General features: G+C 51.7%; 19 protein-coding genes. 10 read left to right on the top strand and 9 right to left on the bottom strand.

The window, feature by feature from the left end; translation table 11 throughout:
* Positions 1-175: 175 nt before the first annotated feature.
* Genes DACE_RS16340 through DACE_RS16315 form a run of 7 tightly spaced genes read right to left on the bottom strand, consistent with a single transcriptional unit; the run spans position 176 to position 4,378 of the window.
* Positions 176-466, bottom strand: coding sequence for a hypothetical protein (locus DACE_RS16340; protein WP_006000039.1), 291 nt, complete (start codon positions 464-466; stop codon positions 176-178).
* Between the two features lie 11 nt (positions 467-477).
* Complete coding sequence (locus DACE_RS16335) at positions 478-2,163, bottom strand: hypothetical protein (protein WP_006003132.1); 1,686 nt, start codon at positions 2,161-2,163, stop codon at positions 478-480.
* Between the two features lie 11 nt (positions 2,164-2,174).
* Positions 2,175-3,119, bottom strand: a complete 945-nt coding sequence (locus DACE_RS17680; protein WP_006003163.1) for a hypothetical protein — start codon at positions 3,117-3,119, stop codon at positions 2,175-2,177.
* Positions 3,120-3,153: 34 nt separating this feature from the next.
* Complete coding sequence (locus tag DACE_RS16325) at positions 3,154-3,396, bottom strand: Mu transposase C-terminal domain-containing protein (protein WP_040367891.1); 243 nt, start codon at positions 3,394-3,396, stop codon at positions 3,154-3,156.
* A 15-nt stretch (positions 3,397-3,411) separates the two neighbouring features.
* The gene (locus tag DACE_RS16320; protein WP_006003162.1) at positions 3,412-3,705 is read right to left on the bottom strand and encodes a helix-turn-helix domain-containing protein; all 294 of its coding nucleotides are present in this window, start codon (positions 3,703-3,705) and stop codon (positions 3,412-3,414) included.
* The gene (locus DACE_RS18290; RefSeq protein WP_155809178.1) at positions 3,705-3,857 is read right to left on the bottom strand and encodes a hypothetical protein; all 153 of its coding nucleotides are present in this window, start codon (positions 3,855-3,857) and stop codon (positions 3,705-3,707) included. Before DACE_RS18290 ends, DACE_RS16320 begins: the two co-directional genes overlap by 1 nt.
* Complete coding sequence (locus DACE_RS16315) at positions 3,854-4,378, bottom strand: hypothetical protein (RefSeq protein ID WP_006003160.1); 525 nt, start codon at positions 4,376-4,378, stop codon at positions 3,854-3,856. Before DACE_RS16315 ends, DACE_RS18290 begins: the two co-directional genes overlap by 4 nt.
* Before the next feature lie 99 nt (positions 4,379-4,477).
* Between DACE_RS16315 and DACE_RS16310 the strand changes: the two genes are divergently transcribed.
* A complete protein-coding gene (locus DACE_RS16310) occupies positions 4,478-4,741 on the top strand; it encodes a hypothetical protein (RefSeq protein ID WP_006003142.1) in 264 nt (87 codons plus the stop codon).
* 126 nt (positions 4,742-4,867) lie between these two features.
* On the opposite strand, the gene DACE_RS16305 is transcribed toward DACE_RS16310, so the two are convergent.
* Entirely contained in the window at positions 4,868-5,140 is a 273-nt protein-coding gene (locus DACE_RS16305) for a helix-turn-helix domain-containing protein (protein WP_006003140.1), read from the bottom strand.
* Between the two features lie 77 nt (positions 5,141-5,217).
* On the opposite strand from DACE_RS16305, the gene DACE_RS17675 reads away from it, so the two are divergent.
* From DACE_RS17675 to DACE_RS16290, 3 genes are read left to right on the top strand one after another with little or no spacing between them, the layout of a single operon-like run.
* Positions 5,218-5,670: a helix-turn-helix domain-containing protein gene (locus DACE_RS17675; RefSeq protein ID WP_006003134.1), complete on the top strand. Its 453-nt coding sequence runs from the start codon at positions 5,218-5,220 to the stop codon at positions 5,668-5,670.
* 25 nt (positions 5,671-5,695) lie between these two features.
* Positions 5,696-6,235, top strand: a complete 540-nt coding sequence (locus tag DACE_RS16295) for a hypothetical protein (RefSeq protein ID WP_006003138.1) — start codon at positions 5,696-5,698, stop codon at positions 6,233-6,235.
* 12 nt (positions 6,236-6,247) lie between these two features.
* On the top strand, positions 6,248-6,811 hold the full coding sequence (locus tag DACE_RS16290; RefSeq protein WP_040367890.1) for a hypothetical protein: 564 nt from the start codon (positions 6,248-6,250) through the stop codon (positions 6,809-6,811).
* A 265-nt stretch (positions 6,812-7,076) separates the two neighbouring features.
* On the opposite strand, the gene DACE_RS16285 is transcribed toward DACE_RS16290, so the two are convergent.
* Positions 7,077-7,523, bottom strand: coding sequence for a YaiI/YqxD family protein (locus DACE_RS16285; protein ID WP_006003157.1), 447 nt, complete (start codon positions 7,521-7,523; stop codon positions 7,077-7,079).
* A 141-nt stretch (positions 7,524-7,664) separates the two neighbouring features.
* Between DACE_RS16285 and DACE_RS16280 the strand changes: the two genes are divergently transcribed.
* The 6 genes from DACE_RS16280 to DACE_RS16255 all read left to right on the top strand — a co-directional run bounded on the left by DACE_RS16280 (position 7,665) and on the right by DACE_RS16255 (position 14,612).
* Positions 7,665-8,609, top strand: coding sequence for an AAA family ATPase (locus DACE_RS16280; RefSeq protein WP_006003154.1), 945 nt, complete (start codon positions 7,665-7,667; stop codon positions 8,607-8,609).
* A gap of 32 nt (positions 8,610-8,641) precedes the next feature.
* Complete coding sequence (locus DACE_RS16275; RefSeq protein WP_006003152.1) at positions 8,642-9,478, top strand: DUF58 domain-containing protein; 837 nt, start codon at positions 8,642-8,644, stop codon at positions 9,476-9,478.
* Complete coding sequence (locus DACE_RS16270) at positions 9,465-11,387, top strand: transglutaminase TgpA family protein (RefSeq protein WP_006003150.1); 1,923 nt, start codon at positions 9,465-9,467, stop codon at positions 11,385-11,387. The genes DACE_RS16275 and DACE_RS16270 overlap by 14 nt, the downstream gene beginning before the upstream one ends.
* Before the next feature lie 250 nt (positions 11,388-11,637).
* Positions 11,638-11,988: a hypothetical protein gene (locus DACE_RS16265; protein WP_006003149.1), complete on the top strand. Its 351-nt coding sequence runs from the start codon at positions 11,638-11,640 to the stop codon at positions 11,986-11,988.
* A gap of 104 nt (positions 11,989-12,092) precedes the next feature.
* Complete coding sequence (locus tag DACE_RS16260; RefSeq protein ID WP_006003147.1) at positions 12,093-14,144, top strand: TonB-dependent receptor; 2,052 nt, start codon at positions 12,093-12,095, stop codon at positions 14,142-14,144.
* 177 nt (positions 14,145-14,321) lie between these two features.
* Positions 14,322-14,612, top strand: a complete 291-nt coding sequence (locus DACE_RS16255; protein ID WP_006003145.1) for a DUF2325 domain-containing protein — start codon at positions 14,322-14,324, stop codon at positions 14,610-14,612.
* Positions 14,613-14,762: the final 150 nt, after the last annotated feature.

The raw sequence follows: 14,762 nt of genomic DNA, 5'->3' as shown, positions 1-14,762 counted from the left end.
TATTGCAGATCAAATTAATGGTCGTACCTGATACGCCGACCATGGGGCCGAATTCGCGCTGACTGATATTGGCGTCGGCCAGCAACTTTTTGAGATAGATTTCTTGCACGGGGCGGTCCCACCCGTGGGGTTGGTTTGATTTCGGTCTGCCCATTGCTGTCTCCCTGTCGTTTTCCTAATCAATTAAAGCGCCGGTTTCCTTGGCGTAGAACATATAGACTTCAACTCGTTTTTTTTTCTGCTCTATATGCTCCCGCCCCAAGCTCTGGGGGATAAAGTTCTCATGCTCAAGCATTTCCAGTGTTGCCGTTAACTGATCGGATTCGTTTCTGATGTCCTCAGCATTAGTCGTTGTTCCACCAGGTCTGCCATCGGTAAGGCCAAAGCGGAGGGCTTTTGTCGCTGCTTGTTGAATTTCAGCAGCCTCCTCAATGAGAACTGTCAATAAATGTTCAACTCTATTCATTACCCACTCCTCTACAGTGCCTGAGCCTGATCGGCATCCATATCGCGCCACTCCTGGTCGGCGCAGATTGCTTTGATCACCTCGTCGGCACGGTTAATTTCGATACTGGTTCCAAAGGTTGCTTTGAGTTCTTTGTTTAACGCCGGTTCAATGCGGCCTGCGGCATCGCGCAGCTTCTTTAAAAACTCGCTGATCGGCATGTTTTGCGCGACCAGATCGCGGCCCACTTCCATGGGGGTGCCGCGTTTCGGCATGGTGGTGAGGTTGCCGAGTTTGGCGGCCTGGTGGCCATGCACAACCAGGGTACCGCCAAAGGGGATGTCGCCTTTTTTCTTCTCTTCACCAAAAGCCAGATTGTCGTTGATCTTGCGGGCTTTCTGGGTGGCGGTTTCTGGCTGGGCATGGTATTCGACGCCGATCTCTGCGGCAGTAACTTGGAATCCGTTTGCGTCGGTCGCGACCGGATTGACCAGATATTCCTCTTCGTTCCACACTACGGCGATCTGCGGCAGCAGCATGGGTCGGCGGCGGATGGTGACTTTGACCCGTGGCCGGATGCCGGGGATGTGCTTGAGCGGGTAGCAGACGGTATCAATGGTGATGGTGTTATCCTGGGCCACGGTGCGCTCAAACTCCGGTTCGCTGTACACCAGTTGCAGCACTTCATCGCTGGGGCATTCGCGTAATTGCTCGGGCGTGATTTTCAGCCAGCATTGGGTACGGGTCATCTTGTGGCGGGTGTGGATGCGTGAGCCGTTGAAGTGGATCATCCAATCCCGCGCCCAGGCATTGAGTTCGTCAATGGTGTAGGCCGGTTCCAGGTGCAGGGTGCATTCAAAGTCACGTTCGACGATGTTCTGCGCCCCTTCGGCACTTCCCTGGCGGCGCGGGTTGTGCGGCATGTTTTTGGGGATCTCAATCTCCAGCGCTTCGAGCATGGCCAAAATGCCCTTGGCAATGTTGGCGCTACCGGCGTCCATGAGCAGGAAGAACGGCACCCCGCGAAACGGAAACTGATCGTGACCAAGGCCGTGCCAAGCGCTGGAGAGAAAATCGAAGGTAATGCTCTGGCTTTCACCGGCAGCCACGTAGTATTTGACGAAGATCGTGCCGCTGCAATGATCGACGAGGACCATGCGGATCAGGCGTTGCTTGATCTTGGCGAAGTTCTTTGGCTTCTTTTCGCGGAAGTCGCGTTCGTCGAGGATCGCAAGCCCTTTGCCTTTTTTGAGGTAATACTGAATGCAGATGGAGGCATCGAAAATATGGCAATGGTTGGGGTGATTGCTTTTCATGCGGATGCTGGGCGTATCGGAATCAAGCGCGGCTTTGTTCATGCCCCGTTCTTTCAAAATGGCCTGCAAACGGGATTCAGAAATCTGACCCTCTTCGATGACGCCGTTATCAATGGCAATTTCCAGAGCTTTTTTGACTGTCATGATGACGCCTTTGACCTGGCGGGCGGTGCTTTGCATCAGGCTGCTGACAAAGTGAATTTGATATTCGCTCAACTCGCTTTTCAGCATCCCTTTGTCCTCCCGTTTTTTCCGGCCAGATTCGAACCCGCACTCTTTGGCAACCCGATACAGGGCATCGCGTGACTTGCCGGTCAGGGTCTGATATTCAGCGATGATCTTTCCCCGTTCACCGTGTCCAGCCTGTTTCAGGCGTGCTGTCATTTCCCGTTTCCATTCCATGGCATCGCCCCCTATACGCCGCGCAAGTGGGGAACTTTTTGTTCTGGATTTTCCTCTTCAAACTCGGCGATCAGGGCGTCGCTATCCCACGTTTTACCGTCGGACTCATACAGGGTTTCTGCGGCTGCGTGGTAGGCGGTGGCGACGCGCTGGAAATATTCGAGGGTGGCTACCAGTTCGGCTTTCATACGCTCGGTGAGTTCGGCATCCAGTGCGCCGTCGTCGACGCTGTATTTTTCAAGGATGTCATCGACCACCAGTTTGTCGGCAGCCAACTGCTTGAGAAAGGCTTCCTCTCCGGGAGCAAAGCCCTGTTTTTTGGCGCGTGATTCGTGCTTTGCCAGCTCTTTTTCCTGGCGGTTAATCACGTCTTCTTTGCTTTTGAGGATGCGGTCTTTGGCTTTAAGGGCGGCTTGTGTCTCTTCAGCTTCTTGCGTTTTGGCGTCGAGCACGTTTTCGATGGCTGCCTGGAGTTCTTCGGCATGGTCATCATCCAGGGGAATCGTTTCACCGCCGATGGTCAGGGTCTGGGCTTCGATCTGGACGCTGCCGTCGCTGGAAAGCTGGCGGAGTTTGCGCAATTCGCGGTAGCCGATGGAAAAACTGCCGACGGCGGCAATAAAGCTCTCACCAAAAAAAGCAAGATTCGTCAAATCTTCATCAACTTTAGAACGAGATAAGCCTATGTAATTACAAAATTTATCCCAAGTTCCAATATTCGGAAGATCCTTGTAGATTTTTGATTCTTTAACGTCTTTCAACCACACCAAACTGCCGACGTCGGTAAATTTCTTGATTAACTCGAATCCCTGAATGCGACCTATCATTTCATGGCATTCAGCAATCATCTGTTCACGCTGCACCTGATCATTGACGACAGCAGCTTCCTGTCTCTTTTCCATATCAACCACCTCAAGGGCGGCTGTAGTCTGATCTTGAATATCTTGCTTTGACATTTCGTTTCCCTTCGCCTATGCGGTTAAATCAGCCTTAACCCCGCTTGACACTGTTAAAGGCAGAGCACAGAAGCGTTCCGTCGGTGGCATAACAGACGATGCGCTTCATATCTTCTGCTGGGTCGATAAACACGATGACTTCTTGCCCAACCAGATCGTTTAGTGCGGTACTGGTATAGAGCCGTCCACCGACTTTAACGTTGCCGCCGCGCTCGACCATGCGGTGATTGGACAGGCCACTTTCATTGCAAAATTTCTTAAACCAAACGGCTTTCATAACGTCCTCCTTTTTTTAGGCATCCAAAGTCGCCAGCGTGTCCCGGCAGTTCGCCAGGGTGCTTTCGACCTGGCTCTTATATTTCGCCCACAGCAGTGCCGCCCCCATGCCGAGCTTGTAGTGTTCGCCGACCAGCTCAACAAAGCCGATCTCGATCAGCGTGGCCAGGTGGCACATCACGGTGCCGTTGGCGATATCCAGAGCGCGGCTGACTTCTTGACCGCTGACTGGCTTTTTCTGCTCGGCCAGAAACTTCAAGACTTTTCCCGTCACCTTGACGGCATTAATTGTTTTGTAGGTTTTACCCATCAGTTTTCCTCCAGCGGCATACGCCGCAGTATCAATGCAACAGTCCAGATCAGACCGACTCCGAAGAGATTCAACCAGGGGAACAGCGGCCCATCCGATCCGGCCAGCGAGATCCCGCCAATCAGTAAAAATGCGGCGAAAAAACGCATCATGAGAAAGTTCCTTTCAAGCGGCGCTTGGCACGATTCAGGGTCATTGTCGCCTCGTCGATAATCCCCAGCGCGGCCAGCTTGGCCTCTTCTTGCGTCACGACCTGGCCATGCACACTTGAGGCTAAAACCTTAGTCGGTGCCAGGGAGTCACAGACAACCTGGATAGCGTAAAGCAGGTAGGCATCAATGGGATATTCAGCTGGCTTTGCCGCATAGGCATTGAGCATGTCAACGGTGATCGGCTTGCGGCATTGCTTCTCTTTGTAGCGCTCCTCTGTGCGCTTCAAATAGGCGTTCACCCCGTCGCAGATCTGTTCACGGCTTAACCCGGACTCACGCTGTGCCTGCTTAATGGAAACGGCGAACATCATATTGATCTCATCCTCGTTTTCCGGGCCGTTGGCCGGGAGAGCAATCACCGACGACGCCATATCAACCTTTTGTTGGACGTAGTTGTCGACCTTGGCGGCAAAATCGAGCACGCCTTGCGCTGGGTCTATTTCGTTATTTTTCTTTGACATGGTTTTGCCTCCTTTCCTGTCTAAACAAAACTGATCGCTAGAGATTGAATTTAGCTCCTGGCCCCGATACGCTTTTTACAACACAGACAGGAGGTCAAAATGTTCCCATTACAAAACGACGACACCTTAACCAGTTTCACAACCTTTACCCTTTACCGTGGTGGGCGCGGCTTAAAGATCGAAGTCCACCACATCCTTTCCGGCGCAGACGCCGGGGCTTACAGGGCTTACCCTGTTGAAGATGAAATCTTCTCAGACGAACAGTTTTGGGGGCACGGCAACAGCGAGCTGTCAGCACTCCGAAACGCGCTGCTAAAGCTGCAGCCTGTTCAGATTTCGGCGGTGTTTCCCCGGTCTCCATGAAAATGATGGCCAGCTGTGTGCGGTAATCTTTCAATTGAGCTTTCGTTAACATTTTCCGTCCTAATCAAAACTGTTTTGACGTTAGTTGGCGGTTGCGATATAAACACTGTTAATAATTGTTTAGACTTAGCTGGCTGCGCGATGCTCAACAGGTTGAACACGTGGCCCCGGACCAGACGCCGGATAACGATCAGGAAAGACCTCTTCAACCGGGTACCCGATCTCTGACGCAATTTGCCGCTGGACGCGATCAGAGACGACATTGCCTTGAATGACGCGGTTCACATGACTACGTGAGACCTCGCAAGTGCGTGCGATATCGGCCTGCAAACAATTTTTTCGCATCAAGGCGATTTTGATTTCCAAGGGGGTTTGAGGGGTGACTTCTTGTTCCGCCATAGCAAAACTCCTTTAATAAAAAACTGACTAGTTGCGCTATATTGCCGCGCCAATTTGTTAACTTGAAAACAACAATAGTGCAGATATCTGCACTTGTCAACGGAAAAGGTGCAGATATTTTCATGATCGGGGAAAGACTTCGCAACGAGAGAAAACGGCTAGGTATGACACAGCCAAAGTTTGCTGAGGCTGCTGGGGTATCAAAGCGAACTCTTATCGACTGGGAAAAAGGAGAGACATTTCCTACAGCAATGCAGCTATCTGCACTTTTCAATGTTGGTGTAGATATTCAGTATGTTGTTGCCGGGCTGCGTGAATCACAGAACCAACGCTCTCAGGTTTTGAACGGTGATGGAAACATCCAATTCGGCAATATTTCAGTTAATGGAAAAGGTCGTTTTTTATCGGGTGAAAAATATCCAAACACAACTGATAAAGAGGTAGTAGAAGTCGGAAAAGTTGCCGAAGCGCTTGAAGAATATGTTTCTCAAAAGGTGGCAAAGAAGATTATCGATGAATTGAAAAAATGAAATGATGTGTAATTGAGGAGGGCCAGTGGAAAAAGAAGCTCGCCAGAGGATAAAAGGATCAAACAATATCCAAATAGGAGATGTGAACCTAAATTTTTTAAATAAAACCCAGGCCGATAAATGTCTAACATCTGTTCAAAAACAGATTTACATAATACTCTCATGTAGTCTTGTAGCTACGACATTTCCCAATTCCACAATAAATCAGGTGGCATGTATTATTGTCATAACCTGCGCGACAATCATTCTCGGCATAGCTATGTGGCGATCCGAAAACAAATTTAACCACCTACGCATGGCAACCTCGGCAATGCTGCTACTCTCTCTGGCTACAGGATGCGGCGGTCCTATGCTGGCAAAAATTCAAGACAACCATATTCAACAACTCGCCGAAAAATACAAAACAGGAACCATTGATGGCTTCTGTTTTATGGGATTCGGCTTAGAAGACATCAACATAAACAAAGCCGCTCAACAAGGCGGGATAAAAAATATTCACTTCATAGACTCAGCCCGCAGTTACGGTCTTATCAGTTACGCCAAGGTAACGGTATTCGGAAAATAACAGGAGGTGAAAATGGCAAAAAACAATCTCCCACATTACATAGTCTATGCCTTTTGCTCAGCTTTACTCCTCATCGGAATTTTCTACACGTCTGGGAAAAGCATAGATCAAATAGAATCAAAGCAGGGCGATAACAACCTTACAAATAAAATATTAAACTCTCAAAAAGCTAAAAACGGCGAAAAGTTACTTCACGAAATCCTTGTTTCCCATCGAACAATTGACCAGTTTTATTACGTTCCTCACCTTTGGGGAGAACTCACTGAATCACCAAAAATGAGCATATCACTACCTGCTGGAGCATGGGATAATCTCACCGAATATCAACAAGGAACCCTTGAAGCATACGTGGCTAGCAAAACAGTAAACGCCTGGTTAAATCCATTCAGATTTTCATCAATAAAAGAGAACGCCCCCATCGCCTGGAAAGTAAAAGAAAGCGCAAAAAAAATGAAGGTAACCGACTGGGAAATTATCGAGGGGAAACTAACAAATAATGGACGGGATATCTTGCACGAAAAAACAATTTCAACCGGCGAAAAATGGCAAGGCAAAGACTTATCAAAATACTTTTGAAAATAACGCGAAAAATAATCTCTTCAAGGCAAACGTAAATCAACGTAAACCACAATTATCGTAATAATGGTCTGTCAGTTATCGTGCCCCCCCTCAGTTTTTGCATACTTTTGAGCGGCCAGTCAAAAGTATGTCGGCTGCCGGGACGAAACCCGGCGACCTTGACTTTGATCTTGAGCTTCAGTGGTTTGCAACTTGAAACGAATCGCACCAGCGAACTTCATCTGTTCGCGATGGTGCTACCCACGTGACGCGGGCTTCCACATCAGCACTGCCGCGCCAGAAACCGATCCAACTGATTAGCAAATGCTGTACGATCCGCCGCACTGAATGCCGCCGGTCCACTGGTCTCAACACCAACACCACGCAACTCATCCATCATATTGCGCATGGCCAGGCGCTCCTGAATGGTATCGACATCATACAATTCCCCGCGGGGATTGATCGCATGTCCGCCCTTTTTCAACACGGCAGCCGCCAGGGGAATATCCGCCGTAATCACCAGATCCCCTTCAACCAGCCATTCCACAATCTGCTCATCGGCCACATCAAAACCGGCCCCGACCAGCCGCGATGAGATATGCGGACTGGCGGGTACGCGTAACGGCTGGTTGGCTACCAGTATCAGTTGAATCTGTCGCTTCTGTGCCGCACGATAGAGGATCTCTTTAATCACCCGCGGACAAGCATCGGCATCAACCCAGATGGTCATTGGTAGTTCTCCCGTCCGGTTGACGACGACCGGACATCATGATTGATAACAGGACAATATTTTCGCCCCTTGTATAACATGCTATAGTCGACACAGTTCATAAAAATTCATTCACACTCATCGATTCCCCCAGGAGACGCTGTGACAGAAAAATTGGCAAAACACGCTGAAATCTTAAACGTCATCGACACACTCGCCAGCCGTTATCTGCAGGGCAAAGTCAAAGCCCTGCGCCTGGCTATAATCGCCCTGCTGTCTGACGGCCATCTGTTGCTGGAGGATATTCCCGGGTTAGGCAAAACCACGCTGGCGCTGGCCCTGTCCCGCGCTCTGGGCCTGTCGTTCGGTCGCATCCAATGTACCAGCGACCTGCTGCCCTCGGACATCACCGGCCTGTCGATCTTCGACCGCGAAAAAAACAGTTTCCGCTTTATTGAGGGGCCGATCTTCAATCACATTCTGCTGGCGGACGAAATCAACCGCGCCATGCCCAAAACCCAGAGTGCCATGCTCGAGGCCATGGAGGAACGCAAAGTCACGGTGGAAGGGGTCAGTTATCCGTTGCCCGACCCGTTTATGGTCATTGCCACCCAGAACCCGACTGAGCAGATTGGCACCTATCCGCTGCCGGAATCGCAACTGGATCGGTTTCTCATTACCACCGGTATCGGCTACCCGCCTGCGGAGCTGGAAAAACAGATCATCCGCAACGGCGGCATTCGCGAAAAGATGTTGGAGATTGAACCTCTTCTTTCCCGTGAAGACATTCATCTGGCCAAACAGGCGGTTCAGACCATTCATCTGGATGACAAACTGGTCGATTATCTACTGGCCATTGCCGAAGCAACCCGTAATCATCGCTTTATCAGCGCGGGAATCTCCACGCGCGGTGCCATCAGCATGACCACGGCAGCACGCGCCTGTGCCTACCTTGATGGCCGCGACTATGTGATTCCCGAAGATGTCAAAGAGATTGCCGGACCGGTAGGCGCTCACCGCCTGATTCTGCGCAATGAGCACCAATCCCTGAACAAACGCGAGGTGATGGTATCGATTCTCAACAACGTACCCGTTCCTATGGTCTGAAACTGACCAAAGCGGGAACGCTTTACATCGTTATGACCCTGTTGCTCGGCTTCGGTGCGGTGAATACCGGCAACAACCTGCTCTATCTGATGGTTTCGGCCCTGCTCGGGTTCATGTCGGTATCGGGGATTCTCGGCCACTGGAATCTGAAAAAGCTACAGGTCGCCCTGGAGCCACCCGATGAAATTTACGACGGTCTGGAAACCCTGGTACGGGTACGTCTGTCGAATGAACGACGGCTGCTACCAGCTTTTTTGCTGGATATCTCTTTTGCTGACCACACCGGCAGAGGACACCTGTCGGTGGTCAAAAAAGGCACGCACCAGAGCGTCGGTGTGCCGGTGACCTTTACCGGCCGCGGCATCCATGGGCAACACGTTTTGATTATCCGTTCAACCTTCCCCATCAATTTCTTTATCCGGAGACGTATCATCGACCTGGATCAAACCATCCTGGTGTTTCCCCGGCCAATCTCCTGCCGTCATCATCAGACCATGGAACAGGCACAACGTGACGGGGCCTTGGAGAGTCCATTGAAAGGCAGTGAGGGCGATATCAGTCGCATCGGCAATTATCAGGGCACGGAACCGCTGAAAATGATCCACTGGAAACTGACGGCGCGTCACGATAGCGTAAAGATCAAGGAACTGTCCAATCTGCAGCAACCGCCGGTGGAGATCAACCCGTTGGCACTGCCCGGTGCCGGGCTGGAGCAGCAACTGCGTTGCGCCGCGTTTCTGATCAACGATCTGTTGCGTCGCGATCACCCGGTGGGACTGAAACTCAACGACCAGATCCTGCCTCCGGCTTTGGGCCAAGGCCATAAAATTCACCTACTCAAGGAGCTGGCAATCTATGGTCAGGATTAAAGCACCACTCGATATCCTCACCTATAGTGTGGTCCTGCTCGGCCTGCTGCCGCTGTTCAGTTGGTTGGATGTTCCGGTGCAGATTGTGACTGTGGCCGCATGTGTTGGTGGAGTGGTTTCTGATCGCCGTCAGCACTATCTCTTGGGGCCAAAACTGGCCACGGTACTCACCTTTACCTTTTTCGCCATCTATCTGATGCAACTCAACCTGAGCAATGTGGTGCCGCCGGCGGTCAACCTGCTCGCCCTACTGCTCAGTATCCGTCTGGTGACAGAAAAACAGGGGCGGCATTATCTGCAGATTTTTGTGTTGTCACTGTTCTGCTTGGCCGGTTCCTCCTTGCTCAGCCTGAGTATGCTCTACCTTCCGGCCCTGATCCTGATGGTAACCGGTGTCACTATTGGTCTGGTGCTGTTGACCTTTTATCACCGCGATCCCAGCCTGCGTTTAAATCGCGCCCAGATCACCACTCTGTTAAAAACAGCGGCCATTCTCCCCATCGGCTCATTGCTGCTGATGATGGTGCTGTTTGTTATCCTGCCACGCACCCAGTTCCCGCTATGGAACTTTCTCAATCCCAAAGCATCGGCTACCACCGGCTTCAGTGAACAGGTACGCCCCGGTGCTTTTGCCAGCAACTCTGCTGTGAAAACCCTGGCCTTTCGCGCTGAATGTGACCAACTGGGCGCACAGGACCTCTATTGGCGGGGAACCGTCCTCAATACCATTGAGGGTTCAACCTGGAAACGTACAGCGCCACAACGGGAACAGTCCCGCTTGGTTGGCGGGAAACCTGCAACCTGCACCATCACCCTGCCCGCGACAAACAAACGCTTTCTGTTTACCCTCGATCGCCCCGTCAGCCTTGAGGGCATTCAATTTCATCAGCACGGCGACCTCGTTTTTCAATCGCGCTGGCCCTTGCGAAAAAGCGTCAGTTACCAATGCCAATCCCGGCTGGGTGGTCAATGGCAACTGCAGTCTGCCGTGGACGAAGCACTTTATCTGGAAACACCGACAACCCTGTCACCGCGCGTGCAACAAATTGCCGCGCAAGTGCGTCAGCAAACCAACGATCCACGCCAACGTATTGCCCTGATTGAGCAGTTTTTCCGCGATCAACAACTGGCCTATGCCACCACGGATCTTCCGGGCCCCACGGCGCCGATTGACGAATTTCTGTTTGTAAAAAAACGGGGCTATTGTGAGTTTTTTGCCTCATCCTTTGCCTTATTGCTGCGCCTGTGTGATGTACCGGCCCGTTTGGTTGGCGGCTATCATGGTGGCGACTACAACAACCTCGGCGGTTATTATCTGATTACCGAAGACCTGGCCCATGTCTGGGTCGAGGCACTGGTTGACAACCAGTGGCAACGCATTGACCCAAGCCGCTACGCGGCGAATGCCGAAACCGCGCTGTTGGCGTCACGGCAACAGGGATTATCTCTGGCCAAACGCACCATGGACAGCCTGGAATATTTGTGGACTCAGGTGATTATTAACTTTGACCTGAACAGCCAGATCAGTCTGGTGCGCAACAGTGGCCGTCAACTCAAAGGGCTCGTGCCTGATATCAGCAGCATTGTCCGTGGCGGCCTTATCCTTCTGGCCCTGTTGCTCAGTGCCGCCACGCTGTTGTGGTGGCTTAAATACCGTCAGACGACCCCGCAACAACGGCTGTTGAAACGCTACCAGAATGCCCTGCAGAAACGTTACCACCTGGAGCGTCTATCATCGACCCGTGGCTTGATCGAACAGGCCCGACAACTGAACAATGCTGATTGCCTTAAATTCGCCCAACGCTACAGTGCCATGCTTTATGGGAACCGGCCTTTCAGCGAAGCGGATTACCAACGGCTTCACGCTCTCATCGACAACATCCTTCAGGACACAGGTGATGTTAATTAATTTGTTCGGCAAGCCGAAAGCGTAAAACTCTATAAAATTACAGGAACTTGCAACGCAAACCTTTCGCAAAAGGTCAACATTTTCTCCCTCCCGGCACAAGATCTTTCAGCGTGTTTCAGCCAAAATCTCCATAACACCCGTATAAAACTGGGACCACAGAGATCAGCACATGATGTTGTCAGCATCTCGCTCTGGTCAAAGCAGATGATTGTCGCTACAATAAGCGCGCTTTTCGCGTGAAGGAGTTTGTATGACAGCCACATCCCGCCATCGTCGTTCTGTGCCAACACTCAGCCTATGGCTGACTGCCCTGGCCGTTTTTTATCTGACAATCGGCGTGCATCTGCTCCATCCGTTGTTTCACCAGGGCCACGAGGACTCCCCCCATCATGCTCTCGCCTACCAGCACAGTGAGCAACACCGTCACGCGCCTTGCCCGCTTCATGACTATTGTCAGACCATTCACCATTTTGATCTGGCGGATGCTGTTGCCGCAGTTCCAATCTTTTCTCTGGATGCGGTTTATATCCGCCCCATCTATCGCCAGATTCAACAACACCTTGACACCAGCTACCCGGCTCGCGCTCCTCCCATTGCCTGATTGCACACGACCCGTTATGTGATGCTTTTCGTCATTGCCAACGGCAATGAACGGAATTTGTGCACGTTCAATTGAAATGCGCGCCAGCGCATTGAGGAGGAAAAATGGCTTTTACTCTGCCATGGAAATACAGGGGAGTGGTGTATCCGCTCGCCCTGCTGTTTGTGTTGGTCTCCATCAACCCTGTTCAGGGTGAACAGATCACTGAGCTGGAGACCATTTTGGTAACGGCTTCTGCAGAAAAAGAGGATCATCCCGACCAGGTTGGCCAAGAGGAACTGCGTCATGAACATGTTGTGGACTTGGCCGAGCTGCTCAGCCAGCAATCGGCCAGTACGACACTGATCCGCAAAAGCGGCTACGGCAATGAGATTGCCCTGCGCGGCTTTGGCAAGGCCAACCTGCGGGTGTTGTATGACAATGCGATGGTCGAGGGCGCCTGCGGCAGTCGCAAAGACCCGGCGTTGTCCCACGTGCCGCTGCTGGCCGTGCGCAAGGTCAACGTCCAACCCGGCCCGTTTGATGTCAGCCGTCAGGGCGGACTCGGCGGCGCTATCAGCGTTGAAACCGTCGACCCCAGTGCTGAAGAGCAGGCCGAAGTGTGGTTGAAAGGTGGCAGCTTTGATTATCGCAGCGGTGCCGTTCAGGTGACCGGCGGTAACGACACCATCCAGGCATTGCTCGGTTACGCGGCAACAGAGATGGATCCGTATGAAGACGGCGATGGCCACAAACTGACCGATTTTGCCCCGGCTGGGCGTCCTTACTCCAACGAGGGAGAGGACCAGGAAGCATTTACCAAGCAGGATGTGTGGGGCAAGCTGCGCTGGAACATCAACCAGCAACACAGCCTGACTCTTTCACACACCTACGGCAAGGCCGAAGATGTGTTGACGCCGCGAGTGGCCGTCGACATCGAAAAAGAGCGCACCACCCTCACCCAACTGCACTATGATGCGTTTGAGTTGTGCCCTTACAGTGACCATCTGCAGGTGCGCCTCTATCATCACGATGTTCAGCACAATCCCTTTGACCGCTATCGGGACTTGGTTGGTGCCGGTCTGCCATCGTTCCATCGTCGATTTGAGGCACGCTCGACGTTTCGCGGCGCTTCGCTGAGCAACACGGTGGAACGCGCCTGGGGTGAACTGACCGTGGGGCTGACCCATGATCATCAGGATTGGAACGCCGATGCCTATAACAACGATGCCGACATTCTGATCAATGACCAGTTCATTCCCGATGTCGACCACGATATGTGGGCAGGCTATGCCCAGATCAAGGTTCTCACCGGTCCGGTAACCTGGCGCAGCGGCATCCGTTATGATGATTCGACCATGGAAGCCGGTGACACATTGAAATTCAGCCATGCCATCACCGACAGCAACCGCCAACATGACCGCACTGCCAGCGGCTATCTGTTTGCCAGCTGGTATCCAACCGATTTCAGTCGTCTGTTTGTCGGCGTCGGCCGCAGCGTACGCCTGCCCACCGGCGCAGAGCGTTACCTGCAAGGCTCTCCCACCTTTTACGGCAATCCTGACCTTGATCCAACCATTAACCATGAGCTTGACCTCGGCACGACCCTCGACGGTGTATGGGGGCAGTGGACGATCAAAGGATTTTATTCGGATCTGGATGATTACATCTATCAGCAAGCCTCACCGGCCAAGACCTGGGTCAATATCGACGCCCATATCTACGGCATTGAAACCCGCTGGAACAAAGAGATCGTCAACGGCCTGACTCTGGATGCCGGTTACGCTTGGCAACGCGGGCGCAAAGATGACCAACCGGCAAACAATGACGATAAAGACCTCAGTGAAATCCCACCCTGGAAAACCCGTCTGGGCCTGGAATATGAAAACAATCGCTGGGCCGTGCGCGCAGAGTGGTTGCATTCCGGTAAAGCCAGTCAGATTGACGAGGAGGCCGGAGAGGTGCAACTGGCCGACTGGGACGTGGTGAATCTGACAGCCAGTTATCATTACTCGGAGCATTGGTCGTTCCATCTCGGTGTGGAAAATCTGTTTGATGAAAGCTATGCCGTGGCCAATTCCTATGAATACGATGTGGTCAGTGGTTCCGCCATCACGCCACCGATTGTTTACGAGCCGGGACGGATGATCTATTTCAGTGTCATCAGCCGCTGGTAACCTGCGCATTTTCCCCCGGCACCAAATTTATGCGTGTCGGGGAAAAAAATGCCTTTCGTGACCTCAATCACATCACCAAGCAATCATCCTGATATCTTATTGAAAATGACTTTCAAACTCTTTTTCCTTACCAAGCAAGAGTTGAGCGCGTTCATTTCATAAATAAAGGAGGAAACCATGTCAGTCCTAATCGTTGGAGCAGACCGCATTCAGTCCATGGTCCCCAAAATGGAGGCCATGGGTGTAGAACAGGTAACCCATTGGGATACACGCCGTTACAAGGCCAGTAAAAACAAAATTCCCGAGCATGTTGACCTGGTGATCTTCTTTACCGATTTCCTCCATCACACCGTGGCCTTGAAACTTAAAGAGAAAGTTAAAAGTCTTGGACTGCCGACAATTTACTGCCGTCGCGCTTGGAGTGAAATGGCTCCAGAGCTGCAAAAACAACTCGAAAATGAGAGGTAACATCGCGGGAATGCTGCCATATCATGGCAACAAAATATAAGCATGCATTCCACTATTTATTCTTCAACACTAATCAACAGAAGGAAAGAAAATGAAAAAACACTTGTGTGCTGCCACGTTTTGTCTGCTGCTCAGCCTGTTTTCAATCAC

This window comes from Desulfuromonas acetoxidans DSM 684 (assembly GCF_000167355.1).
In the GTDB taxonomy this organism is placed as follows: domain Bacteria; phylum Desulfobacterota; class Desulfuromonadia; order Desulfuromonadales; family Desulfuromonadaceae; genus Desulfuromonas; species Desulfuromonas acetoxidans.
Note: the sequence above shows the minus strand (reverse complement) of the source record. Positions and strands in the feature narration are given on the sequence as shown.

Coding starts and splice junctions, on each gene's coding strand:
- DACE_RS16285 (WP_006003157.1), bottom strand. CDS start 7,523: ATGACCATCTGGGTTGATGCCGATGCTTGTCCGCGGGTGATTAAAGAG.
- DACE_RS16290 (WP_040367890.1), top strand. CDS start 6,248: ATGGCAAAAAACAATCTCCCACATTACATAGTCTATGCCTTTTGCTCA.
- DACE_RS16310 (WP_006003142.1), top strand. CDS start 4,478: ATGTTCCCATTACAAAACGACGACACCTTAACCAGTTTCACAACCTTT.
- DACE_RS16320 (WP_006003162.1), bottom strand. CDS start 3,705: ATGGGTAAAACCTACAAAACAATTAATGCCGTCAAGGTGACGGGAAAA.
- DACE_RS16255 (WP_006003145.1), top strand. CDS start 14,322: ATGTCAGTCCTAATCGTTGGAGCAGACCGCATTCAGTCCATGGTCCCC.
- DACE_RS16315 (WP_006003160.1), bottom strand. CDS start 4,378: ATGTCAAAGAAAAATAACGAAATAGACCCAGCGCAAGGCGTGCTCGAT.
- DACE_RS16340 (WP_006000039.1), bottom strand. CDS start 466: ATGAATAGAGTTGAACATTTATTGACAGTTCTCATTGAGGAGGCTGCT.
- DACE_RS17680 (WP_006003163.1), bottom strand. CDS start 3,119: ATGTCAAAGCAAGATATTCAAGATCAGACTACAGCCGCCCTTGAGGTG.
- DACE_RS16275 (WP_006003152.1), top strand. CDS start 8,642: ATGACCCTGTTGCTCGGCTTCGGTGCGGTGAATACCGGCAACAACCTG.
- DACE_RS18290 (WP_155809178.1), bottom strand. CDS start 3,857: ATGATGCGTTTTTTCGCCGCATTTTTACTGATTGGCGGGATCTCGCTG.
- DACE_RS16270 (WP_006003150.1), top strand. CDS start 9,465: ATGGTCAGGATTAAAGCACCACTCGATATCCTCACCTATAGTGTGGTC.
- DACE_RS16335 (WP_006003132.1), bottom strand. CDS start 2,163: ATGGAATGGAAACGGGAAATGACAGCACGCCTGAAACAGGCTGGACAC.
- DACE_RS16305 (WP_006003140.1), bottom strand. CDS start 5,140: ATGGCGGAACAAGAAGTCACCCCTCAAACCCCCTTGGAAATCAAAATC.
- DACE_RS16325 (WP_040367891.1), bottom strand. CDS start 3,396: ATGAAAGCCGTTTGGTTTAAGAAATTTTGCAATGAAAGTGGCCTGTCC.
- DACE_RS16265 (WP_006003149.1), top strand. CDS start 11,638: ATGACAGCCACATCCCGCCATCGTCGTTCTGTGCCAACACTCAGCCTA.
- DACE_RS16260 (WP_006003147.1), top strand. CDS start 12,093: ATGGCTTTTACTCTGCCATGGAAATACAGGGGAGTGGTGTATCCGCTC.